Annotated in this window: 22 protein-coding genes; 19 read left to right on the top strand and 3 right to left on the bottom strand. The window is 68.6% G+C overall.

Annotated elements, in window-relative coordinates; translation table 11 throughout:
- Positions 1-7 precede the first annotated feature (7 nt).
- The 7 genes from DTO57_RS09510 to tmk all read left to right on the top strand — a co-directional run bounded on the left by DTO57_RS09510 (position 8) and on the right by tmk (position 6405).
- A complete protein-coding gene (locus DTO57_RS09510) occupies positions 8-1024 on the top strand; it encodes a TadA family conjugal transfer-associated ATPase (protein WP_114118002.1) in 1017 nt (338 codons plus the stop codon).
- A complete protein-coding gene (locus DTO57_RS09505) occupies positions 1021-1935 on the top strand; it encodes a type II secretion system F family protein (protein ID WP_114118355.1) in 915 nt (304 codons plus the stop codon). Before DTO57_RS09510 ends, DTO57_RS09505 begins: the two co-directional genes overlap by 4 nt.
- 44 nt (positions 1936-1979) lie before the next feature.
- Positions 1980-2144 carry a DUF4244 domain-containing protein gene (locus tag DTO57_RS09500; protein WP_114118001.1) on the top strand — a complete coding sequence of 55 codons (165 nt, stop codon included), beginning with the start codon at positions 1980-1982 and terminating at the stop codon, positions 2142-2144.
- Positions 2141-2479: a TadE family type IV pilus minor pilin gene (locus DTO57_RS09495; RefSeq protein WP_229730383.1), complete on the top strand. Its 339-nt coding sequence runs from the start codon at positions 2141-2143 to the stop codon at positions 2477-2479. The genes DTO57_RS09500 and DTO57_RS09495 overlap by 4 nt, the downstream gene beginning before the upstream one ends.
- Before the next feature lie 4 nt (positions 2480-2483).
- Complete coding sequence (locus DTO57_RS09490) at positions 2484-2801, top strand: Rv3654c family TadE-like protein (RefSeq protein ID WP_114118000.1); 318 nt, start codon at positions 2484-2486, stop codon at positions 2799-2801.
- Between the two features lie 88 nt (positions 2802-2889).
- Complete coding sequence (gene topA / locus DTO57_RS09485) at positions 2890-5721, top strand: type I DNA topoisomerase (RefSeq protein ID WP_114117999.1); 2832 nt, start codon at positions 2890-2892, stop codon at positions 5719-5721.
- Positions 5722-5790: 69 nt separating this feature from the next.
- Entirely contained in the window at positions 5791-6405 is a 615-nt protein-coding gene (gene tmk / locus DTO57_RS09480; protein ID WP_114117998.1) for a dTMP kinase, read from the top strand.
- Positions 6406-6415: 10 nt separating this feature from the next.
- Here tmk and DTO57_RS09475 read toward each other — a convergent pair whose 3' ends face one another.
- Complete coding sequence (locus DTO57_RS09475) at positions 6416-7288, bottom strand: carbohydrate kinase family protein (RefSeq protein ID WP_229730382.1); 873 nt, start codon at positions 7286-7288, stop codon at positions 6416-6418.
- Positions 7289-7425: 137 nt separating this feature from the next.
- On the opposite strand from DTO57_RS09475, the gene DTO57_RS09470 reads away from it, so the two are divergent.
- From DTO57_RS09470 to rbfA, 9 genes are all read left to right on the top strand, one after another.
- On the top strand, positions 7426-7740 hold the full coding sequence (locus DTO57_RS09470) for a DMT family transporter (protein ID WP_114117996.1): 315 nt from the start codon (positions 7426-7428) through the stop codon (positions 7738-7740).
- Positions 7740-8114, top strand: a complete 375-nt coding sequence (locus DTO57_RS09465; RefSeq protein ID WP_114117995.1) for a DMT family transporter — start codon at positions 7740-7742, stop codon at positions 8112-8114. The genes DTO57_RS09470 and DTO57_RS09465 overlap by 1 nt, the downstream gene beginning before the upstream one ends.
- Before the next feature lie 77 nt (positions 8115-8191).
- The gene (locus DTO57_RS09460) at positions 8192-9085 is read left to right on the top strand and encodes an LLM class flavin-dependent oxidoreductase (protein WP_114117994.1); all 894 of its coding nucleotides are present in this window, start codon (positions 8192-8194) and stop codon (positions 9083-9085) included.
- Positions 9086-9190: 105 nt separating this feature from the next.
- Positions 9191-10957 (top strand): proline--tRNA ligase, encoded by a 1767-nt coding sequence (locus tag DTO57_RS09455; RefSeq protein WP_114117993.1) that lies wholly within the window; start codon positions 9191-9193, stop codon positions 10955-10957.
- A 180-nt stretch (positions 10958-11137) separates the two neighbouring features.
- Positions 11138-13972 (top strand): ExeM/NucH family extracellular endonuclease, encoded by a 2835-nt coding sequence (locus DTO57_RS09450; protein ID WP_162785725.1) that lies wholly within the window; start codon positions 11138-11140, stop codon positions 13970-13972.
- Positions 13973-14164: 192 nt separating this feature from the next.
- A complete protein-coding gene (nusA, locus tag DTO57_RS09445; protein WP_114117991.1) occupies positions 14165-15154 on the top strand; it encodes a transcription termination factor NusA in 990 nt (329 codons plus the stop codon).
- Between the two features lie 83 nt (positions 15155-15237).
- Entirely contained in the window at positions 15238-15495 is a 258-nt protein-coding gene (locus DTO57_RS09440) for a YlxR family protein (protein WP_114117990.1), read from the top strand.
- Positions 15496-15569: 74 nt separating this feature from the next.
- The gene (gene infB / locus DTO57_RS09435; protein ID WP_114117989.1) at positions 15570-18368 is read left to right on the top strand and encodes a translation initiation factor IF-2; all 2799 of its coding nucleotides are present in this window, start codon (positions 15570-15572) and stop codon (positions 18366-18368) included.
- Positions 18369-18437: 69 nt separating this feature from the next.
- The gene (gene rbfA / locus DTO57_RS09430) at positions 18438-18875 is read left to right on the top strand and encodes a 30S ribosome-binding factor RbfA (protein WP_114117988.1); all 438 of its coding nucleotides are present in this window, start codon (positions 18438-18440) and stop codon (positions 18873-18875) included.
- Positions 18876-19021: 146 nt separating this feature from the next.
- On the opposite strand, the gene DTO57_RS09425 is transcribed toward rbfA, so the two are convergent.
- Complete coding sequence (locus DTO57_RS09425) at positions 19022-19897, bottom strand: HhH-GPD family protein (protein ID WP_114117987.1); 876 nt, start codon at positions 19895-19897, stop codon at positions 19022-19024.
- Positions 19898-20042: 145 nt separating this feature from the next.
- Here DTO57_RS09425 and DTO57_RS09420 point away from each other — a divergent pair, with 145 nt between their 5' ends.
- Positions 20043-20708 (top strand): hypothetical protein, encoded by a 666-nt coding sequence (locus tag DTO57_RS09420; protein WP_114117986.1) that lies wholly within the window; start codon positions 20043-20045, stop codon positions 20706-20708.
- Here DTO57_RS09420 and DTO57_RS09415 read toward each other — a convergent pair.
- Positions 20705-21145 (bottom strand): GNAT family N-acetyltransferase, encoded by a 441-nt coding sequence (locus tag DTO57_RS09415; protein WP_114117985.1) that lies wholly within the window; start codon positions 21143-21145, stop codon positions 20705-20707. The genes DTO57_RS09420 and DTO57_RS09415 overlap by 4 nt on opposite strands.
- 23 nt (positions 21146-21168) lie before the next feature.
- Between DTO57_RS09415 and truB the strand changes: the two genes are divergently transcribed.
- Complete coding sequence (truB, locus tag DTO57_RS09410; RefSeq protein ID WP_114118353.1) at positions 21169-22059, top strand: tRNA pseudouridine(55) synthase TruB; 891 nt, start codon at positions 21169-21171, stop codon at positions 22057-22059.
- Positions 22056-22424 (top strand): hypothetical protein, encoded by a 369-nt coding sequence (locus DTO57_RS09405; protein ID WP_114117984.1) that lies wholly within the window; start codon positions 22056-22058, stop codon positions 22422-22424. The genes truB and DTO57_RS09405 overlap by 4 nt, the downstream gene beginning before the upstream one ends.
- Positions 22425-22426: the final 2 nt, after the last annotated feature.

Below are 22426 nucleotides of genomic sequence, written 5' to 3'. Positions count from 1 at the left end.
CGCGGGCATGTCGGATCCATTCATCGTTAGCCGCCGCGGCGGCGCGGGCAGCGCGGGGGAGGCGGCCGCGCTGTCGGCCCCGCGGCGCCTGCGCGACGCGGAGGCCTTTGGGCCGCTCGCGCCCTACGTCGCGGACGAGAGTGTGACCGACATCTTCGTCAACGGATCCGCGGGGCTGTTTATTGACCGCGGGTCCGGCGCCGAGCGGGTCACCGAGTGGCGCGCGTCCGAGCGCGAGGTGCACGACCTCGCCACCGACCTCGTCGGCGTCGGCGGTCGCCACGTCGACGACTCCTCGCCGCTCGTCGACGTGCGCATGCCGGGCGGCGCCCGCGTGCACGTCGCGCTCTCGCCGATCGCGACGGCGGGCACGGCCATCTCGATCCGCCTGGCGCGCCTCGCCGACGTCGACCTCGACGGGCTACGCGAGGGCGGAGCCTTCCCGGCAGCCGCGCGCGAGTGGCTCGGATCACTCGTCGCCCGGCGCGCGAACATCCTCGTCACGGGCGGCGCCGGTTGCGGCAAGACGACGCTTCTCTCGGCGCTTCTCGGCGCCGCGCCCCGGCACGAGCGCATCATCACGATCGAAGACGTCGCCGAGCTTCGCCTCAACCACCCGCACCACATCAGCCTCGAGGCGCGGCAGGCGAACCGTGAGGGCGCCGGCGCCGTGGGGCTCGCGCGGCTGGTGCGCGAGAGCCTGCGCATGCGGCCCGATCGCATCGTCGTGGGCGAGTGCCGCGGCGAGGAGATCCGCGACCTGCTCACGGCGCTCAACACGGGTCACGACGGGGGAGCGGGCACCCTCCACGCCAACGGCCTCGCCGACGTCCCCGCGCGCCTCGAGGCGCTCGGCGCGCTCGCCGGGTGGGACGACCACGCCGTCGCCCGCCAGGCCTCGAGCGCCTTCGACGTCGTGCTTCACCTCGCGCGAGACGCCGCGGGCGATCGCCGGCTCGTCGCGGTGGGCGAGTTTCGGCAGACCGGCGGCCGCCTCGAGATCGAACAGGTGCAGCCGTGGTGACCCGGGCGCGCGCCGTCGACGCGGATCCGTCGGGCACCCTGCTCTCGCTCGCGGTTCTGCTCTCGGCGGGCGGCGGCCCGACGGCATCGTGGCGGCACCTCGCCGAGAGCGGCGACGAGCACGCCCGCGAGGTCGTGCGGCTCATCGACCGGGGCGAGGCTGTGCCCGACGCGATCGCCGAGAGGGCCACGCAGACGGGCGACGAGAGCTGGGGCGACGTCGCTGCCGCGTGGTCGGTCGCCGAGACCGTCGGCGCGCCCCTCGCCGACACGCTGCGGGTCGTCGCCGACTCGGTGCGCGACGACGTCGAGCTTCGGGCCGACGTGCGCGTCGCGCTCGCCGAGCCCACGGCGTCGGCGCGGCTCATGATGTGGCTCCCGCTCCTCGGCCTCATCGTCGGCGCGGGCCTCGGCCTCGACACCATCGGGGTCCTCTTCCGCACCCCCGCGGGCGCGGCCTGCCTCGTCACGGGCGTCGTGCTGATCCTGCTCGCCCGCCGCTGGACCAAGCGCCTCGTGCGCGCCGCGCAGCCGGATCCGGGGACCCCCGGCATGCACGAGGAGCTGCTCGCCGCGGCGCTCTCTGGCGGCGTCTCGGTGCGCCGCGCTCGCGAGGTGCTCGCGATGTGCGACGAATACACGCCGAGCGCGACCCGCGGATCCGCCGATGCCGACCGCGTGCTCGAGCTCTCTCACGCCGCCGGCGTGCCGGCCGTCGAACTCCTCCGAGCCGCAGCGCTCCGCGCCCGCTCCCTCGCGAGGGCCGACGGGCGGATGCGGGGCGCACGGCTCGGCACGCGCCTCCTCATCCCCATGGGTGTGTGCACTCTGCCCGCCTTCCTCCTGCTCGGCGTCGCGCCGATGCTCATCAGCATCGTCACGTCGACGCCGCTCCCGACGTTCGCCGGATAGGCCGGTGAACCCCATGAAACACCCCTATAAGAAAGGACACCATCATGACCGATCTCTGGAACGACGAGACCGGCGCCTCGACCGCGGAGTACGCGATCGTTACCCTCGCGGCGGTCGCCATCGCGGGAGTTCTGGTCGCGGTGATGCGATCCGGGGCAGTGCAGTCGCTGCTCCAGAACCTCATCGAATCCGCACTTCAGGCGCCGTGATCCACCCCAATCCCCGCGACCGCGGCTCCGTCTCGGCGGAGTTCGCGGTCGCGGTGCCCGCGATCCTCATCGTCATCCTGCTGGCGATCGGGGCGCTCGGCGCCGGATCCGTGAAGGTGCGGTTGCAGGACGCCGCGGCCGACGCGGCCCGGCTCGCCGCGCGCGGCGACGGATCCCGCGCCGCGGGCGTCGTGAGCGTCGCGGTCGCGGGAGCTCGCACGGCGATCGGAACCCGCGGCGACCTCGTCTGCGTGACCGCGAGCACCGAGGTGCGCATCGCCGTATTCACGGTTCCGGTGTGGGCCGAGAGCTGCGCGCTCGAGGGAGGGCTCTAACACAATGGCCGGATCGATCGCCACCGCCGGAGTCGTCTGCGCCGTCGGCATCGCGGCCGCCGCGCTCGTCGGAATCGGCGCCGCAGCGGCCGAGAGCCAACGCGCCGCCGGAATCGCCGACGCGGCAGCGCTCGCCGCGGCCGACACGCTCGCGGGGTTCGCGGCGGGGGATCCGTGCTCGAGGGCCGGCGAGATCGCCGCCGCGCAGGCGGGAAGCGTGACCGCCTGCGACATCGACGGCCTCATCGCGACGGTCACAATCGAGACGCGATTCGGCGCGATCCCCGTGACGGCGATCGCGCGCGCCGGGCCGCCCCTATAAAGTGCTCGAGACACGGCTCCGCGATGCGGATCGAAATACGACGCACAGTCTGCGGTGTGTATGGTGTGCTTCGAAGAAAGGACCCGCTTTGGCAGACGGAAAGAAGCTCGTCATCGTCGAGTCGCCCACGAAGATGCGCTCGATTCAGGGCTATCTCGGCGACGGATACGAGGTGCTCAGCTCGGTCGGACACATCCGCGATCTCGCCGACAAGCGCGACATTCCTGAGAAGGATCGCGCGGCGTTCGGTAAGTACTCGATCGACGTCGATCACGGGTTCACTCCTTACTACGTGGTCAGCGATCGCAAGACCAAGACGGTCACCGAGCTGCGCAGAGCACTGAAGGGAGCGAGCGAACTCGTGCTCGCGACCGATGGCGACCGCGAGGGCGAGGCCATCGCGTGGCACCTTCTCGAGACGCTGAAGCCGAAGGTTCCGGTCAAGCGCATGGTGTTCCACGAGATCACCAAGGACGCGATCCAGAAGGCCGTCGACGACACGCGCGAGCTCGACACGTCGCTCGTCGACGCGCAGGAAACCCGCCGCGTGCTCGACCGCCTCTACGGCTGGGACGTTTCGCCGGTTCTCTGGCGCAAGGTCGGATCCGGTGCCGGCGGCCAGGCGCTCAGCGCCGGCCGCGTGCAGTCGGCCGCGACCCGCATGGTCGTCGACCGCGAACGCGAGCGCATGGCGTTCGTGTCCGCCAACTACTGCTCCATCGTCTCGGTCGCCGAGCGCAGCGGATCCGCGTTCTCGATCCGCCTCGCCCGCATCGACGGCGCGAATCTCGCCTCCGGCCGCGACTTCAACGACCTGGGTGAGCTCACCCGCGCCGTCGTCGTGCTGTCGGAGGGCGACGCGACCGCGCTCGCCGCGGCCGTCGACGCCGTCGGATCCGCGACGGTACAGAAGGTCGAGGCCAAGCCGGGCACCCGCCGCCCCTACGCGCCGTTCACGACCTCGACGCTGCAGCAGGAGGCCGGCCGCAAGCTCGGCATGACCGCGAAGGTCGCGATGAGCGTCGCGCAGAGCCTGTACGAGCGCGGATTCATCACCTATATGCGTACCGACTCGACGAACCTCAGCGCGCAGGCCGTTCAGGCCGCCCGCTCGCAGGCGGTCGCGCTCTATGGCGACAAGGCGATCCCGGCGAAGCCGCGCGTCTACGCGTCGAAGTCGAAGAACGCGCAGGAGGCGCACGAGGCGATCCGTCCCTCGGGCGACACCTTCCGCACGCCGAAGGACGTCGCGGGCATCCTCGGCCGCGACGAGCACCGCATGTACGACCTCATCTGGAAGCGCACGGTCGCGAGCCAGATGAGCGACGCGAAGCTCGAGACGACCACGATCACGCTCGAGACCACCGCCGACGGCAAGAAGCTCGAGTTCACGGCGTCCGGCACCGTCTACACCTTCAAGGGCTTCCTCGAGGCCTACGAGGAGGGTGCCGACGAGAAGCGCCACAAGGACGACGCGGCCGACCAACAGCTTCCGCAGGTGACGCAGGGCGATGTGCTCGACCTGCACGACTCCGAGGCGAAGAGCCACGAGACCTCGCCGAAGCCGCGCTACACCGAGGCGACGCTCGTCAAGGCGCTCGAGGAGCGCGGCATCGGCCGTCCCTCGACGTTCGCGAGCATCATCGGCGTGATCCTCGACCGCGGGTACGTCACCAAGCGCGGCCAGGCCCTCGTGCCGACGTGGCTCGCGTTCAGCGTGATCCGCCTGCTCGAGCGCCACTTCGGTTCGCTCGTTGACTACGACTTCACCGCGACCCTCGAGGAAGACCTCGACCGCATTGCCCGAGGCGAGAAGGAGCGCGGCGCCTGGCTGCACGACTTCTACTTCGGCGGCGAGGGATACCCCGGACTGCGGACCATCGTCGACAACCTCGGCGAGATCGACGCGCGCGAGCTCAACGCGACCCCGCTGACCGAGACCGCGACCCTGCGCTTCGGTAAGTTCGGCCCGTACATCGACATCGTCGACCCCGAGAAGCCCGACGCCGAGCCCCGCCGCATCAACGTTCCCGAGGACCTCGCGCCCGACGAGCTGACGCCCGAGAAGGTGCAGGAGCTCATCGACGCCCCCGTCGCGGGCAACCGCGTGCTGGGCGAGAACCCCGACAACGGCAAGATCGTCGTCGTCAAGGACGGCCGCTTCGGCCCGTACCTCGAAGAGACGGATCCGGAAGACGAGCCGGAGGCGGATCCCGCGACCGGCGAGGTCGTCGAGAAGCCCGCGAAGAAGACGAAGAAGGCCGCGGCCGAGAAGCCGCGCCGCGCGTCGCTGTTCAAGTCGATGTCGCCCGAGACGATCGACCTTGCGACGGGCCTGCAGTTGCTCGACCTCCCGCGCACGGTGGGCATCGATCCCGAGTCGCAGGATCCCATCACCGCCCAGAACGGCCGCTACGGGCCGTACCTGAAGAAGGGCACCGACTCGCGCTCGCTCGACACCGAGCAGCAGATCTTCGACATCACGCTCGAGCAGGCGCTCGAGATCTACTCGAAGCCCAAGTACGGTGCCCGCCGCGCGGCGAGCGCCCTCAAGGACTTCGAGAAGGAGGATCCGACGAGCGGCAAGAACGTGCGGATCCGCGATGGCCGTTTCGGCGCCTACGTCACCGACGGCGAGACGAACGCGACGATCCCGCGCGGCACGAACGTCGAAGACGTCGACTTCGCCGCCGCGGTGCAGCTGCTCGCCGACAAGCGAGCGAAGGGCCCGGCCAAGAAGCGCACGCCCGCCAAGAAGGCTCCGGCTGCGAAGAAGGCCACGACGACGCGGAAGACCACCGCGAAGAAGGCCGCGCCGAAGACCGACGCCGAGAAGGCCGCCGCCCGCTCGGCCGCCGCGAAGAAGGCCGCGGCGACGCGCGCCGCAAACGCGGCGGCGAAGAAGGCACAGGGCGCGTAATCCCATGGAACGGCGCCGCGCCCTCGACAAGGTCGGCGCGGCGCCGCTCTTTGCGCAGAGAGAACACACATGAGCGACGGCCTCTGGATCACCTTCGAGGGTGGCGACGGATCCGGTAAGACCACCCAGGCGGAGCTGCTGCGCGACTGGTTCGAGCAGCAGGGGCGCACGGTCGTCCGCACTCGTGAGCCGGGCGGCACCGAGGTGGGCAAGACCATCCGCGAGATCGTGTTGCATTCGCGCGGCGTGCTCGGTGATCGCGCCGAGGCGCTGCTTTTTGCGGCCGACCGCGCCCACCACATCGACACCCTCGTGCGCCCGGCGCTCGAGCGCGGCGACGTCGTGATTCAGGATCGCTACCTCGACTCGTCGATCGCCTACCAGGGCGCCGCCCGCGCGCTCGGCGCCGACGAGGTGCGCGAGCTGTCGATGTGGGCGACCGGGGGAGCGCTGCCCGATGTCACGGTGCTGCTCGACCTGGATCCGGCCGTCGCGCGCCGCCGCCTCGACGCCGACGACAAGCCGTTCGACCGGCTCGAGGCCGAGAAGGCCGAGTTCCACGTGCGCGTGCGCGAGGCGTTCCTCGCCCTCGCCGCCGCCGAGCCCGAGCGCTTCCTCGTCGTCGACGCCACCCTCCCGCGCGAAGAGATCCAGAACCGGATTCGCGAACGGATTCGTCCGTGATAACGACTCGTCAGAGCACGCCGCTTGCCGGGAGGACGGACTCCAAGAGCGGGTGGAGATGCCGCGATGCCAGCACGGGAACCGTGGCTGCCGACGCGGCTTCCAGGGATTCGATGACGCCCCGGCCGTCGAGGCGCGCATTGAGCAGCCCTGCGAAGAACGCATCACCCGCGCCGTTCGTGTCGATCACCGTCGCGGACGGCGCGGGGACGTTGTAGACCCGTCCTGAATCGTCGACCGCGACCGCGCCATCCGCGCCGCGGGTGCATACGGCGAGCGATGCTCCGTTCTCAACGCATGAGCGAAGGAACTCTGTGGGTCGAGGCAGCCGATCCTCGCTGCAGAGAACGACGTCGGCCGCCTCCAAGAAGGGGCGGTGGAAGTCATCGCGGCCGTCGTAGTCGTGGAGGTCCACCCAGAGTGTCGTCTCGCGTTGCCTTTGTGCCGCGGCAATGAGACGGCGCCCTTCCGCTGAGAGATCGAGCACGATCGCGGCGGCTCTGGACATCGCCGTGAGCATGTCGTCATCGGGTGCGTCGCCCGACGAATCTGGCGTAGCCAGGTAGAGCGAGACGCGTTCTCCCGCAGGAGTCATGAGATTGAGATGGCGTTCTGTCTCGAGAGCCGGCACCACATCCAACTCGATGGTTGTCGTGGACAGTGCCTCGCGAATGCGCCTACCGGGGGCATCGTCTCCGAGGAGGGTGCGCAGATACACGGGGCGCCCGAGTCCGGCGAGGCTGAGGGCCTTACCCGCGCTCGTGCCACCGAGAGTCTGCCAGTCGCGCGTGGCGAACTGCATGTGCGGCACGGGTTCCGGCAGATGGTCCAGCATCACGAGTGTGTTCCATGACACGGGGCCGGCGATGAAGATGGGGCGCATGGATGCCATTATGGCGTCCCGCGGCGCTGTGTCCTGGCCGACGATAGACTGGAGCTGTACGCGGATCCTGCGTGCCGGACGGGACGACCCGGCCGACTTCCTGAAGTTCGGGGACGACCCCGGTGGGAGGATCCGCTATGGAGTGGGTCGTATTGATCGCCTCGGGAATGCTCGAGGCGGTGTGGGCCACGGCGCTGAGTGCGTCGAAGGGCTTCAAGAAAATCTGGCCGTCGGTCCTGTTCCTCGTGTCGATGACCGCCAGCATGGTCGGCCTCGCCTACGCCATGAGCGTCATTCCGACGGGCACCGCATACGCCGTGTGGGTCGGCATCGGCGCCGTGCTGACGGTGCTGCTCGCGGTGTTTCGCAAGCAAGAGCGGCTGAGCCTCGCCCGCGGCGCGCTGCTGGCGCTCCTCATCGCGAGCGTCATCGGCCTGAAGGCAGTGTCGTGATGCACTGGCTGGTTCTGTTGATCAGCGCCGTACTCGAGGCGGTCTGGGCGACCGCGCTCGGCGACAGCGACGGCTTCACCCGCCCCGTGCCGGTTGCGATCTTCCTCGTCGGCGTCACCCTCAGCATGCTCGGGCTCGGATACGCCATGCGCGACATCCCGATCGGCACGGCGTACGCGGTGTGGACGGGAACCGGCGCGGCCCTGACCGTGACGTACGCGATGGCGACGGGCGCGGAGCCCGTCACCTTCCTGCGGATCCTGTTCATCGCGGGCATCGTCGGTGCCGTCATCGGTCTGAAGCTCGTGAAGCCGAAGCCCGTCGAGGCGCCGCGTTCGCCGGCCGTCTCGGATTCAGCCGAAGATCTCGGATAACGCCAGGATCTCGTCGGGTGCCGAAGAATTCCGAGATGCTCCGCGACGTCGGCGGCAGGGACCGTTAGCCTGGCGCCATGAAGTTCTCGCTCTGGCTCCCCGCGGACCTCGCCTGGTCCGACCTGTCCGCCGCCGCACGTCACGCCGTCGACACGGGCTGGTATGGGCTCTGGATCGAAGACCACTTCATGGACAACACGGCGGAGCCCAACGACGGCCGTCGCGGCGAGTGCCTGACCCAGCTGACGGCGCTCGCCGCGACGATTCCGGACGTGCGGATCGGCTCGCTCGTGCTCGGTAACACCTATCGGCACCCGGCCATTGTGGCAAAGCAGGCGGCGGCCCTCAGCGACATCGCGGGTGGGCGTTTCGTGCTCGGCTACGGCGCCGGTTGGCAGGAGAACGAGCATCGGGCTTTCGGTCTTGAATACGGCGACGTGCCCAGCCGGATCCGCTGGTTCCGCGAGGCGCTCGAGGTCGTCACGCGCCTGCGTGACGAGGACTTCGTCGACCACGCGGGGGAGCGCTACCGCCTCGAGCACGCCTCGCTGAACCCGAAGCCGCATGCGACGCTGCCGCTCCTCGTCGGGGGATCCGGCGAGAAGGTGATGCCGAAGATCGTCGCCCGCTTCGCCGACGAGTGGAATCACTGGGCGTTGCCCGAGAGATTCGTGGCGAAGAAGGAGATCTTCGATGCCGCGCTCGAGAAAGCGGGCCGCGCGGAGGATTCGCTGTGGCGCTCGACGCAGGCCGTCGTGTTCTTTGATGACGCGGATAAGGCCGCGGCGGTCGCGGCGAAGGGGCGACCTGCGATCGGGGGATCTGACCAGGAGATCGTGGACCGGATGAACGCGTACGCGGCGGCGGGCGTCGACGAGTTCATCCTTCCCGCGACGAGCCTCAAGGACCCTGCCGCGATCGCCGACTTCGCCGACCGGTTCCGCACGGAGGTCGCGGCGCACGTTCGCTGAGGACCTCGAAAATCGCCGAGCGTCTCGGAACAGACGGGGGATCGGTCCGATCCCGGCGAAATCCGCGATGCTCGGCGAAGCGGCGCGACGGAATAGACTCGACGCGTGGTCACTCGTCTTTCAAAGCTCTTCGTCCGCACCCTCCGGGAGGATCCCTCCGACGCCGAGGTGCGTAGTCACAAGCTCCTCGTGCGCGCGGGGTACATCCGCCGCCAGGCACCGGGCGTGTTCGCCTGGTTGCCGCTCGGCCTGCGCGTGAAGGCGCGCCTCGAGCAGATCATTCGCGAGGAGATGGCTCGCGCCGACGCGCAGGAAGTGCACTTCCCGGCGCTGATGCCGCGCGACCCGTACGAGCAGACCGGCCGCTGGGACGAGTATGGCGACAACATCTTCCGCCTGCAGGATCGTCACGGCGCCGACTACCTCCTCGCGCCCACGCACGAGGAGGCGTTCACGCTGCTCGTGAAGGACCTGTACAACTCGTACAAGGATCTTCCCCTGACGATCTATCAGATCCAGGACAAGTACCGCGACGAGGCGCGCCCGCGCGCGGGGCTGCTGCGCGGTCGAGAGTTCACGATGAAGGACGCCTACTCCTTCGACGTGAACGAGGAGGGCCTCGACAAGAGCTACGAGGCGCAGCGCGACGCCTATGAGCGCATCTTCACGCGCCTCGGTATGGAGTACGCGATCGTCAAGGCCGATGCCGGCGCGATGGGTGGATCGCGCAGCGAGGAGTTCCTGCACCCGACGCCCGTCGGCGAGGACACCTTCGTGCGTAGCGCGGGCGGTTACGCCGCGAACGTCGAGGCCTACACGACGCCCGTTCCCGAGGCAATCGACTACTCGGACGCCCCGGCGCCCGTCGTCTTCGACTCGCCCGGCACCAAGACGATCGAGACCCTCGTGGCGCACGCCAACGAGGTGCTCGGCGACGCCCCCGAGGGCGGCTGGACGGCCGCGCACACGCTGAAGAATGTCGTTCTCGCGGTCGTGCACCCCGACGGTGAGCGCGAGATCGTCGTCGTCGGCATCCCCGGCGATCGCGACATCGACGAGAAGCGCCTCGAGGTAGCCTTCGCCCCCGCCGAGGCGGCGCCCGCAACGCCCGAGGATCTCGCGAAGATCCCCGCGCTCGTTCCCGGTTTCATCGGGCCCTGGAGCGCCGCTGGCGCGGTGCTCGGCGAGGAATCGACGTCGGGCGTGCGCTACTTGGTCGACCCCCGCATCGTCGACGGATCCTCGTGGATCACGGGCGCGAACGAGGTCGACAAGCACGTGCGCGGCGTGGTCGCGGGACGCGACTTCACCGTCGACGGCACGATCGAGGCGGCGAACGTTCGCGAGGGCGACCTCGCACCCGACGGATCCGGCCCCGTCACGCTCGAGCGCGGCATGGAGATCGGTCACATCTTCCAGCTCGGCCGCAAGTACGCCGAGGCTCTGGGGCTCAAGGTTCTCGACGAGAACGGCAAGCTGCAGACGGTGACGATGGGCTCGTACGGCATCGGCGTCACCCGCGTGATGGCCGCCATCGCCGAGCTGTCGAGCGACGACAAGGGCCTCATCTGGCCCGGGTCGATCGCGCCCTTCGACGTGCACGTCGTCGCGACGGGCAAGGGCCAGGAGGCCTACGACCTCGCGGCCGAGCTCATCGAGGGCCTCGAGAAGGCCCGCCTGGATGTGCTGTTCGACGACCGCCCCAAGGTGTCGCCCGGCGTGAAGTTCGGCGACGCCGAGCTGCTCGGCGTGCCGCAGCTGGTCGTCGTGGGCCGCGGCGCAGCGAACGGCGAGGTCGAGCTGTGGGATCGTCGCTCGGGCGAGCGCGAGACCATGCCGGTCGCGGAGGCGCTCGCGCGACTGACCGCGTAACCGTACCCGTCACGAGGGCTCGCCGCATCGCGCGGCGGGCCCTCGTGGTTTCTACGGGGAGTCTGGTTATTGCTCCGGCAGTGTGCCGTTTGCCGACACGTCACCTGGGCGAAATCGCGGGGCCACACGGCGTTGGGAAGTTGGGATGTCCTTCGGTTCACCCATATTCAGGAGCCAATGATGTCCAACCGGACACCACATCTACGCCGCGCAGCAGCGGCCGCATCGGTAGCCGCACTCGGCGCCGGCGTACTTGTCATCGTTCCGACGGCGGCGCAGGCGGCGCCCGACGGAACCGGCCTCGTGATCAACGAGGTCTTCGGCGGCGGCGGCAACAGCGGCGCCCCGTTCACGAACGACTTCGTCGAGCTGTACAACCCGACGGGCGCCGAGATCAGCCTTGAGGGGCTGTCGCTCGACTACAAGTCGGCGGCGGGCGGATCAGGTGGCACAGTCGCACTCCAGGGATCGGTCGCCGCTGGCGGGTACTTCCTCGTGCAGATGGCTGCGGGCGCCGGCGCGGGCGTGGCCCTGCCGACCGCCGACCAGGTTGGCACCGCCACCATGTCTGCGACGAACGGTCGGGTGTTCTTATACTCGGGCGACGGCGCATCGATCCCGACGTCGGGAAACATTGCCGGTGCCGACGGCCTCATCGACATGATCGGCTTCGGATCCGCCGCAAGCTTCGAAGGCGCCGCCGCCCCGTCGCTGAGCAACACGACGAGCGCATCGCGCACCGACGCTATCGACACCGATAACAACGGCACCGACTTCACGGCGGGCACCCCCACCCCAACGAACTCGAAGGGCGAGACGTCGGCTCCGACCGAGCCCGGCGAGCCGGAGGAATCGGAGACCCCGGTCGACCCGGGTCAGACCGTCAAGATCTCCGAGGTGCAGGGCACCGGAGAGACGTCGCCCCTCAACGGCAAGACCGTCACGGTCCAGGGTGTCGTCACGGCCGACTACCGCGACGGCGGCTTCAACGGCTTCACGATGCAGGATCCGACGGGCGACCCCAACGATGGCGCGAGCGACGCGATCTTCATCTACGGCAATTCGGCGCGCGCCGAGATCGGCCAGAGCGTCGAGGTGACGGGCGTCGTTAGCGAGTACCAGGGCATCACCGAGATCACCCCCACAGCGGTGACGGCGCTCACCGAGTCGCTCGGCGAGGTCACCCCGATCACCTCGTGGGCGGGGCTCGAGACCGACGCTGGCAAGCTCGCGCACCAGAGCGAGCTCGTTCAGTTCACCGACGCGTTCACGGTGACCGACAACTATGACGCCAACTACTACGGTTCGTTCGGCCTCGCCTACGGTGAGAACACGCTACGCCAGCCGACCGAGGTCGCGGATCCGCACGACGCGGACGCCATCAAGGCGGTCGAAGACGCCAACGCCGCGGCGCTCATCCTGCTCGACGACGGCCGCAGCACGAACTTCAACAGCGCGAGCAACAAGGGCACGCCGCTGTCGTACCTGACGCCGGAAAACCCCGTCACGGTCGGCTCGGCCGTCACGTTCAACCAGCCGTTCGTGCTCGACTACCGCTACGGCGCGTGGCAGCTCGAGCCGACGCTCCCCATCACGGGCGCGGGAACCGAGCACGTTAGCTTCAGCGATGTGCGCGCCGACAACGCCGCTCCCCAGGAGGTCGGCGGCGACATCACGATCGCCACGTTCAACGTGCTGAATTACTTCCCGACGACCGCCGCGGAGTTCGTCGACTCGGGTCTCGGAACCTGCACGACCTACAACGACCGTGCCGGCACCCCGATCGGCGCGAACTCGTGCAACCCGAACGGCCCGCGTGGCGCCGCGACGACCGAGAGCTTCGACCGCCAGGAGGCGAAGATCGTCAACGCGATCACGACCTCGGGCGCCTCGATCATCTCGCTCGAGGAGATCGAGAACTCGATCCACTACAACAAGGACCGCGACTTCGCCGTCTCGACGCTCGTCGACGCGCTCAACGAGGTCGAGGGCGCGGGTACGTGGGACTTCGTGAAGAGCCCCGCCGAGGTTCCGTCGGATGAAGACGTCATCCGCAACGCCTTCATCTACCGCCCCGCCGATGTGCAGCTCGTGGGCGACTCGCAGATCCTCATTGACGACCCGGCGTTCGGTAACGCTCGCGAGCCCCTCGTGCAGGCGTTCGCGGCTGCCGACGTCGAGGAGCCCACGGCCGAGGACGCCTTCCTCGTCGCGACCAACCATTTCAAGTCGAAGGGGTGCGGATCCGATGACGGCACGGGCCAGGGCAACTCGAACCCCGACCGCGTCGCGCAGGCGAACGCCCTCGTCAGCTTCGTCGACGAGATCTCGACCGAGTCGGGCATCGATAGCGTCTTCCTCGCCGGTGACTTCAACGCCTACACGGCCGAAGACCCGATCGTCGTCCTCACCGACGCCGGTTACATCGACCTGAACGCCGAGCTGAACGACGGCGAGCCGACGTACAACTACGACGGTCTCGACGGATCCCTCGATCACGTTCTCGCGAACGAGGCAGCTCTCGAGCTCGTCTCGGGCGTCGACGTCTGGCAGATCAACGGCCAGGAGCAGGTCGGCTTCGAGTACAGCCGCTACAACTACAACGCCACGATCCTGTATGACGATTCGGTGTACCGCGCGAGCGACCACAACCCGATCATCGTGGGCCTCGACCTCGTGGCGGATGAGGAGCCGACCGAGCCCGAGCCCGCCGTCGAGTGGCAGCGGGGCGAGGTCTACGACGAGGGCGACGTCGTCACCTACCACGGCGCAACCTTCGTCGCGCAGTGGTGGACGACCGACAAGCCCGGCACTTCGCCGTGGGGATCCTGGATGGAGCAGGGCGCAAGCGTTGCGTGCGTGGCGGGGCAGGAGACCGAGTGGACGGCATCGCAGGTCTACACCGGTGGTGAGCACGTCGCGTACAAGGGCGACGTCTACGAGGCGCAGTGGTGGAGCCGCAACGAGGTTCCGAAGAAGCCACACGGTGCATGGACCAAGCTCGGATCCTGCTGATCCGACCCGCCCGTCGCCGCGCTCGCGCATAACGCGAGACACGCCGCATCACACAAGAACCGCCTCACCATCATTTCCCGATGGTGAGGCGGTTCTTGGCGTATCTCCATGGTCGCGATCAGCCGTCTCCGGTATCGTCTGAATCGTGTCGGCACGAACGTTCGCCGACGAGAGCTGAATAGGGAGGCTGCCATGGAGATCGATCTCGCTCTGTTGCGTTCGATTGAGCGCGAGAAGGAAATTCCGTTCGACGAACTCGTGACGATCATCGAGCAGGCGGTGCTCACGGCATTCGCGAAGCACACGTCGCAGACCGGTGAGCTTCCCGAGGGCGCTCGTGCCCAGCTCGACCGCAAGAGCGGACACGTTGCCGTCCTCACCCCGGTGAAGGACGAAGACGGCGCCATCATCGGCGAGGAAGAGCAGAACCCCGAAGACTTCGGGCGTATCGCCGCCTACGCCGCCAAGCAGGTCATCAGCCAGCGCCTGCGCGACATCGCCGACGACGCCGTCATCGGCGAGTACCGCGCGAAGGAAGGCGACATCGTCTCCGGCGTCGTGCAGCAGGGCCCGAACCCCCGCATGGTGCACATCGACCTCGGCACCGTCGAGGCGATCCTGCCCCCCGAGGAGCAGGTGCCGGGCGAGGAATACCCGCACGGCGCGCGGATCCGCGTGTACGTGACGAGCGTTTCGCGCGGCAACAAGGGCCCGTCCGTCACGGTGTCGCGTACACACCCGGGGCTCGTGCGCAAGCTGTTCGCGCTCGAGGTTCCCGAGATCGCCAACGGTCTCGTCGAGATCGTGTCGCTCGCCCGCGAGGCCGGTCACCGCACGAAGATGGCCGTCATCGCGCACGACTCGTCGATCAACGCCAAGGGCGCCTGCATCGGTGAGATGGGCCGCCGCGTCCGCGCCGTGCAGGACGAGCTCGGCGCCGAGAAGATCGACATCGTCGACTTCGATGCCGACCTCGCGACCTTCGTCGCCCACGCTCTCTCGCCCGCCAAGGTCTCGTCGAGCTTCGTGCTCGACCAGAAGACCAAGGCCGTGCGTGCGCTCGTTCCCGACTACCAGCTGTCCCTCGCGATCGGCAAGGAGGGCCAGAACGCCCGACTCGCCGCGAAGCTCACGGGCGCGAAGATCGACATCCAGCCGGATTCGATCCTCGACGAGGACTAAGCCCCGTTCGGGTGTGGTCGGTAGCGCCGGCCACCCCGTGCAAGCTGAGCCTCAGCGCGTCTCGCTAAGGAAGGACGTGTAGGATGGAACCCGTCCGAATGTGCGTTGGATGTCGCACGCGTGACTCCCGATCCGCCCTCATGAGGGTTGTCGCTGTCGACTCGCGACTCGTCATTGACGAGGCCGCGTCGGCACCGGGGAGGGGCGCGTGGGTACACCCCAGCCGTACCTGCGCGGAGCTGGCCATCCAGCGCCGCGCATTCGTGCGAGCACTCCGTGTATCGGGAGCCCTCGATACGCAGACACTCGAAGAATGGCTATCAGCTATGGAAATCAAGTGAACGGCTCGAAATGAGACCCGTCCGCCTCTAGAGGTCTGCCCTGTCAGGGCAGATCTGCCCCAGACAGGAGAATTGTGGCTAAACCACGCGTACACGAGATCGCAGCCGAGCTCGGCGTTGACAGCAAGACCGCTCTCGCCAAGCTCAAGGAGCTCGGCGAGTTCGTGAAGAGCCCCTCGTCGACGATCGAACCGCCGGTCGTCCGCAAGCTGCGCGCAGCTTTCGAGGGCGAGGGCGGCAGCAAGCCTGCCGCGAAGCCCGCAGCGTCGAGCACCCCTTCGGCCGCGCCGAAGCCCGGTGCCGCGCGCCCCGGCGCACCGCGCCCGGGTGCAACCCCCGGATCCGCTGCCCCGAAGCCCGGAGCTGCGCGCAAGCCGGCCGCGGCCCCGAAGGCCGCACCCGCCGAGGCTCCGAAGGCCTCGAACGCCCCGCGTCCGGGCGCGCCCGCGCCCCGCGGTCCGAAGCCCGGATCCGCACCCAAGCCCGGATCCGCCGCGCCCAAGCCGGGCTCGTCGGCTCCCAAGCCCGGTTCGTCGGCTCCCAAGCCCGGCCAGGCTCGCCCCGGTAACAACCCGTTCGCGTCGTCGCAGGGCATGGGCCAGCGCCCCGCCGGCGCCCCGCGTCCGGGTAACAACCCGTTCGCGTCGTCGCAGGGCATGGGCCAGCGCCCGTCGCCCGCGAACATCCCGCGTCCTCCCAAGCCCCAGGCTCCGCGCCCGGGTGCCCCGCGTCCGGGCGGCCGTCCCGGTGGTGGCGCCGGTGGCCGTGGCCGTCCGGGTGGAGCAGGTCGTCCGGGTGGCGGCGCTCCGTTCCAGCAGCGTCCGGGTGCCGGTGGACCCGGTGCGGGTGCCGCTGGTGGATTCCGTCCCGGTGGCGGCGGCGGTTTCGCCGGTCGTCCCGGCCCCGGTGGTCGCCGCGGCGGCACCGCCGGTGCGTTCGGAAAGGGGGGCGGCAAGTCCAAGCAGCGTAAGTCGCGTCGGGCTAAGCGCCAGGAATTCGAAATGCGGCAGGCGCCGATCGTCGGTGGAGTGAAGGTTCCCCGCGGCGACGGAAACACTGTCATCCGCATGCGCCGTGGCGCGTCGATCGCCGACTTCGCCGAGAAGATCGAGCAGATGCACGGCATTCCGGTTCCTCCCGGAAACCTCGTGACCGTCCTCTTCCACCTCGGTGAGATGGCGACCGCGACCGAGTCGCTCGACGAATCGACGTTCGAGGTGCTTGGCGCCGAGATCGGCTACAAGATCGAGGTCGTCTCGCCCGAGGACGAAGACAAGGAACTCCTCGAGAGCTTCGGTCTGAACCTCGAGCAGGAAGAGCTCGACGAAGACGACGACGACCTCGAGATCCGTCCCCCGGTTGTCACCGTCATGGGTCACGTTGACCACGGTAAGACCCGCCTTCTCGATGCGATCCGTAACACGACCGTCATTGAGGGCGAGGCCGGTGGCATCACCCAGCACATCGGTGCGTACCAGATCTGGACCGAGCACGAGGGCCACGATCGCGCCATCACCTTCATCGACACCCCCGGTCACGAGGCCTTCACGGCCATGCGTGCACGTGGTGCCGATGTCACCGACATCGCGATCCTGGTTGTCGCGGCCGACGACGGCATCATGCCGCAGACGGTCGAGGCGCTGAACCACGCCCAGGCGGCCAACGTGCCGATCGTCGTGGCGGTCAACAAGGTCGACAAGCCCGAGGCCAACCCTGCCAAGGTTCGTCAGCAGCTTACCGAGTACGGTCTCGTCGCCGAAGAGTACGGCGGAGAGGTCATGTTCGTCGACGTGTCGGCACGTCAGGGCACGGGTATCCAGGACCTCCTGGACGCCGTTCTCCTCACCGCCGACGCAGGTCTCGACCTGCGCGCCAACCCGAACAAGGAAGCGCGCGGTATCGCGATCGAGGCGAAGCTCGACAAGGGCCGCGGATCCGTCGCGACCGTCCTCGTTCAGGGCGGTACGCTGCGCGTCGGTGACCCGATCGTCGCCGGTACGGCATACGGCCGCGTCCGCGCCATGATCGACGAGCACGGCGAGCGTGTCGAAGAGGCAGCCCCGTCGCGTCCGGTCCAGGTTCAGGGTCTGAACTCGGTGCCCCGCGCCGGTGACCTGTTCCTCGTTCCCGAGGACGACCGCACCGCCCGCCAGATCGCTGAGAAGCGTGAGGCCGTCGAGCGCAACGCCGCACTGGCGAAGGCCCGCAAGCGCATGTCGCTTGAGGACTTCACCAAGGCTCTCGAAGAGGGCAAGGTCGAGTCGCTCAACCTCATCATCAAGGGTGACGTTTCGGGTGCCGTTGAGGCGCTCGAGGAGTCGCTGCTCAAGATCGAGGTCGACGACAGCGTTCAGCTGCGCATCATCCACCGCGGTGTCGGTGCCGTGACCGAGAGCGACATCAACCTCGCCACGATCGACAACGCGATCGTGATCGGCTTCAACGTCCGTCCGGACGCGAAGGCCCGTGAGGCCGCCGCCCGCGAGGGCGTCGACATCCGCTTCTACAACGTCATCTACAGCGCGATCGACGACGTCGAGGCATCGCTTAAGGGCATGCTCAAGCCCGAGTACGAAGAGGCTCAGGCTGGTCTCGCCGAGATCCGCGAGGTGTTCCGCTCCTCGAAGTTCGGCAACATCGCCGGTGTGCTCGTCAAGAGCGGCACCATCACGCGCAACGCCAAGGCCCGCATCATCCGCGAGGGTGTCGTGGTCGCCGATGGCTTGGCCATCGAGTCGCTGCGTCGCTTCAAGGACGACGTCACCGAGGTGAAGACGGACTTCGAGGCCGGTATCGGTCTCGGTAAGTTCAACGACATCCAGATCGGCGACGAGATCGAGACCATCGAGATGGTCGAGAAGCCGCGCGACTAATCGCATACGCTGGTGCCGGGCGGTCCTCACGGGCCGCCCGGCACTGTTCTTCCCGGAAGGGGATCAACCATGGCTGGTTTCGAACGCCGCTCCCGCGTCGCCGACCGGATCCGCGTTGTCTTGTCGGAGCGCCTGCAGAAGGGCCTCCGCGACCCGCGCCTCGGCTTCGTCACGATCACCGACGTGCGCGTCACGGGTGACCTGCAGAACGCGAGCGTCTTCTACACCGTGTACGGCACCGACGAGGAGCGCGCCGGCACCGCCGCTGCCCTCAAGGCGGCGACGGGGATGCTCCGCAGCGAGGTGGGCCGCAAGCTGAACACGCGCCTCACCCCGACGCTCGAGTTCATCGCCGACGCCCTCCCCGAGGAGGCCTCAAACATCGCCGACCTTCTCCGCAAGGCCCGCGAACAGGACGAGGCGGTGCACTCTCTCGCGGCCGGTGCCCACTACGCCGGCGAGGAAGACCCGTACAAGCACGACGAGGAAGACGACGAAGAGGAGTAATTCCTCTTCCCGTTCGAAGAACTGCTGTTTAGCTCCGGCTGAACAGCAGTTTTTCGTACCTGAACACCGCCCACCCCGGTTCCGGTCGCCCAATCTGCTCTTCCCGGGGCACCGGAGTAGCAGATTGGGCGACCGGAAGGGCGGGGTTAGCGGGTCGGGAGGCCCACCAGCTCGCCGTCGGGCTCGATCAAGCCGTCGTTCTCGAGCGAAAAGAGGGCGCGCTCGCGCTGATCCTGGTCATGCCAGTCGACGAGGAGCGCGGCGCGGGGGAGTGGATCCGGTGCGGCCGCGCGGAGCGCCTTCATGACCGCGCCGCGCGCCTGGCGATCGCTGCCCTCGTACTTCACCTGCTTGCGCCGGGTGTCCTCGGTGGCGGGGGATCCCGCGGCGACCCAGGCGCAGCTGTGGCGGATGGGGCACTCGCCGCACTTGGGGCTGCGGGCCGTGCAGATGACCTGCCCGAGCTCCATGACGGCGGCGTTCATGACGGCCGACTCCGACCGGTCGGCCGGCAGTAGCGACGACATCTTGACCAGGTCGCGCTTGTGGGCGGCGTCGGGATGCGCCTTCGCGTCGAGCGCCCGCGCCATGACGCGACGCGTGTTGGTGTCGACGACGGGGTGATGGTCGCCGTAGGCGAAGACGGCGACGGCGCGAGCGGTGTAGTCGCCGATGCCGGTGAGGGCGAGCAGTTGGTCGACATCGCGCGGCACGACGCCGTCGTGACGATCGCGGATCTCGACGGCCGCGCGGTGCAGCCAGAGCGCTCGTCGCGGGTAGCCGAGGTTCGCCCAGGCCGTCACGGCCTCGCCCGGCGCCGCGTTCGCGAGGTCGGTGGGCGTCGGCCAGCGGTCGAGCCATGCCTCGAGCATGGGGATCACGCGGGCGACGGGCGTCTGCTGCAGCATGAACTCGCTGACGAGTGTTCCCCATGCGCCGAAGCCCTCGCGGCGCCACGGTAGATCGCGCGCGGAGACGCGAAACCAGGGCACGAGAACGTCGGAGAGGGGAGCGGAAGACATCCTCTCAGTCTATGGAAAAGGGATTGTGACCGAACGGTTGTCAAACCGTAGACATTCGTAACCGTGCTGTGTCCTTAGACGCGTACTCTCGAATCTGGCCCCTTCCCCAGCAGTATTCGCGGGCACTTATCGAACCGGAGAATCTATGCCCCTGGCACTCACCCATCGCATCACCGTGGCCCTTGTGGCGGTGGTGTGCGGCGTGAGCCTGCTCGGGGGCTGCACCTCGTCGGTTCCGCACCTGGCGGATCCGACCGAGACGGCCGCTCTGACGGTGTCGCCGAGCGATACGCTCACGCCGACGGCCACCCCGGAGCAGAAGCAGACGAACGACGCAGCGGATCCGGATACCTGGCTCGTCACCGAGAGCGCCATCGGCCCGATCGAAATCGGCGCCGACTTCGACAGCACCCTGACGACGATCCGCTCGACCGGCGTCGGCACGCTCGACTGCGAGGGCGTCGCATATGGCTTCGCCGCCGATAACGCCTACGACATCCTCATGATCGGCGACCGCGAGGGCGACTCCGGCGCGATCAGCGAGGTCTCGATCGGCTGGAACAGCGACACCATGGGGGTCGGCCCCCGCACGGCAGAGGCGCTCGGGCTCGGTTCCACGAAGGATCAGGTTCTCGCGGCATACGAAGACGCCGTCGAGGAAGATTCGCAGATCGTCGGCCACACCTACGTGACGATCCCGGACAAGGACGGCGTGAGCAAGCTCGTCTTCGGCTACCGCGACGGCTACGACGGCGCCGTGAGCGTCTCGGTGATCACGGGCGAAGAGCCCGCGTACGAGCCCTGCGCCTAACGCACCATCGGCACGTGGGAGATCCCGTCCTCGAGGAACTCCGGGCCGCAGGCGGTGAAGCCGAAGCGCCCGTACCAGCCCTCGAGGTGTGCCTGCGCGTCCAGCCTGATCGTGTGGCCTTCAGCGCGTCGCACGGCGTCGCGGACGAGAACGGCCGCGAGCCCCGCACCGCGGTGGCGCGGATCCGTGACGACGCGGCCGATGCGGCGGTCGTCGCCGTCGGCGAGCAGGCGCGCGTGCGCCGCGACGGCGCCGTCGATCTCGATCCACAGCATGAGGGATCCGGGTTCGAGATCGCGGCCATCGAGCTCGGGGTAGGCGCACTGCTGCTCGACGACAAACACGTCGACGCGTAGTTTCAGGATCGCGTAGAGGGTCGCGGGATCCAGCTCGCTCACGTGGGCGGCGCGGACGCGGGGCTCTGAGGAAGACAGCATCCCCGCAGAATATGCTGAATCACATGACAGCTTCCGGGATCCTCCTCGTCGATAAGCCGACCGGAATCACCAGTCACGATGTTGTCGCGAAGTCGCGCCGCGCGCGCGGAACCCGCAAGGTGGGCCACGCGGGCACGCTCGACCCGATGGCGACCGGGCTGCTGATCGTCGGCGTCGAGCAGGCGACGCGCCTGTTGACCTTCATCGTGGGCTGCGACAAGACGTACCTCGCGACGATCCGCCTCGGCCAGACGACCACGACCGACGACGCCGACGGCGACATCGACGTCGTCGCCGACGCGGCGGCCGTCGCGGCCGTGAGCGACGAGCAGATCGCGGCGGGGATCCTCGACCTCTCGGGCCCCATCTCGCAGGTCCCGAGCAAGGTTTCGGCGATTAAGGTCAACGGCAAGCGCGCCTACGAGCTTGCGCGCCAGGGCGTCGAGGTCGAGTTGAAGGCGCGCGACGTGACGATCTCGCGCTTCGATGTGACCCACACGCGCCGCGGCGACGGCTACATCGACCTCGACGTCGTCGTCGATTGCTCCTCGGGAACGTACATCCGCGCGCTCGCGCGCGATCTCGGATCCGCTCTCGGGGTCGGCGGCCATCTCACGATGCTGCGCCGCACTCGCGTGGGTGGTTTCGACGTCGCGGATGCCGTGACGATCGAGGGCCTCGAGGGTGCGGACCTTGTCGCGCCCGCCGACGTGGCGACGGCCGTGATGGGGCGGCTCGACGTCAGTGCCGAGGTCGCACGCGACCTGCGCCACGGCAAGCGCGTCGAGGCGCCCGAGAAGTTTGACGGGCAGCGGGCCGCGATCGCGCCCGACGGATCCCTCATTGGCGTCGTCGAGCGCCGCGGAACGCAGATGAAGAGCGTCATGAACATGCCCGACGAGGCAGCCAAATGATCCTGTGGTTCACGATTGCGCAGATCGCGCTCGCGGTGATCGTCGGCGTCGTCTGCATCGGGTTGGGCCTCGCGGGGCGCCGCCCGGGCGACGTTTCGGTGGGTGGCATGGCGCTGCTGCAGCTCGTACTGATCGCGCAGGTCATCGTCGCGATCGTGGCGCCGTTCGTCGGCAACTCGCCGACCGGATCCGGGCTCGAGTTCTGGACGTATCTCGTCACCGCGGCGGTACTGCCGATCGCGGGCATCATCTGGGCATTCATCGACCGAGGGCGGTGGAGCGTGGTGGTCATGGGCGTGCTCGCCCTCGCGGTCGCCGTGATGACGTATCGCGAGTGGGTCATCTGGACTGTTCAGGTCGCCTAGAC

It is taken from the genome of Microbacterium sorbitolivorans, assembly GCF_003327285.1.
Classification (GTDB): domain Bacteria; phylum Actinomycetota; class Actinomycetes; order Actinomycetales; family Microbacteriaceae; genus Microbacterium; species Microbacterium sorbitolivorans.
This window is presented reverse-complemented; position numbering and strand designations above follow the sequence as displayed.

Bases quoted from the DNA above. Each gene is read 5' to 3' on its own strand.
- DTO57_RS09510 (WP_114118002.1), top strand. From the start codon at position 8: ATGTCGGATCCATTCATCGTTAGCCGCCGCGGCGGCGCGGGCAGCGCG.
- DTO57_RS09500 (WP_114118001.1), top strand. From the start codon at position 1,980: ATGACCGATCTCTGGAACGACGAGACCGGCGCCTCGACCGCGGAGTAC.
- DTO57_RS09490 (WP_114118000.1), top strand. From the start codon at position 2,484: ATGGCCGGATCGATCGCCACCGCCGGAGTCGTCTGCGCCGTCGGCATC.
- tmk (WP_114117998.1), top strand. From the start codon at position 5,791: ATGAGCGACGGCCTCTGGATCACCTTCGAGGGTGGCGACGGATCCGGT.
- DTO57_RS09475 (WP_229730382.1), bottom strand. From the start codon at position 7,288: ATGCGCCCCATCTTCATCGCCGGCCCCGTGTCATGGAACACACTCGTG.
- DTO57_RS09470 (WP_114117996.1), top strand. From the start codon at position 7,426: ATGGAGTGGGTCGTATTGATCGCCTCGGGAATGCTCGAGGCGGTGTGG.
- DTO57_RS09465 (WP_114117995.1), top strand. From the start codon at position 7,740: ATGCACTGGCTGGTTCTGTTGATCAGCGCCGTACTCGAGGCGGTCTGG.
- DTO57_RS09460 (WP_114117994.1), top strand. From the start codon at position 8,192: ATGAAGTTCTCGCTCTGGCTCCCCGCGGACCTCGCCTGGTCCGACCTG.
- DTO57_RS09450 (WP_162785725.1), top strand. From the start codon at position 11,138: ATGTCCAACCGGACACCACATCTACGCCGCGCAGCAGCGGCCGCATCG.
- nusA (WP_114117991.1), top strand. From the start codon at position 14,165: ATGGAGATCGATCTCGCTCTGTTGCGTTCGATTGAGCGCGAGAAGGAA.
- DTO57_RS09440 (WP_114117990.1), top strand. From the start codon at position 15,238: ATGGAACCCGTCCGAATGTGCGTTGGATGTCGCACGCGTGACTCCCGA.
- rbfA (WP_114117988.1), top strand. From the start codon at position 18,438: ATGGCTGGTTTCGAACGCCGCTCCCGCGTCGCCGACCGGATCCGCGTT.
- DTO57_RS09425 (WP_114117987.1), bottom strand. From the start codon at position 19,897: ATGTCTTCCGCTCCCCTCTCCGACGTTCTCGTGCCCTGGTTTCGCGTC.
- DTO57_RS09420 (WP_114117986.1), top strand. From the start codon at position 20,043: ATGCCCCTGGCACTCACCCATCGCATCACCGTGGCCCTTGTGGCGGTG.
- DTO57_RS09415 (WP_114117985.1), bottom strand. From the start codon at position 21,145: ATGCTGTCTTCCTCAGAGCCCCGCGTCCGCGCCGCCCACGTGAGCGAG.
- truB (WP_114118353.1), top strand. From the start codon at position 21,169: ATGACAGCTTCCGGGATCCTCCTCGTCGATAAGCCGACCGGAATCACC.
- DTO57_RS09405 (WP_114117984.1), top strand. From the start codon at position 22,056: ATGATCCTGTGGTTCACGATTGCGCAGATCGCGCTCGCGGTGATCGTC.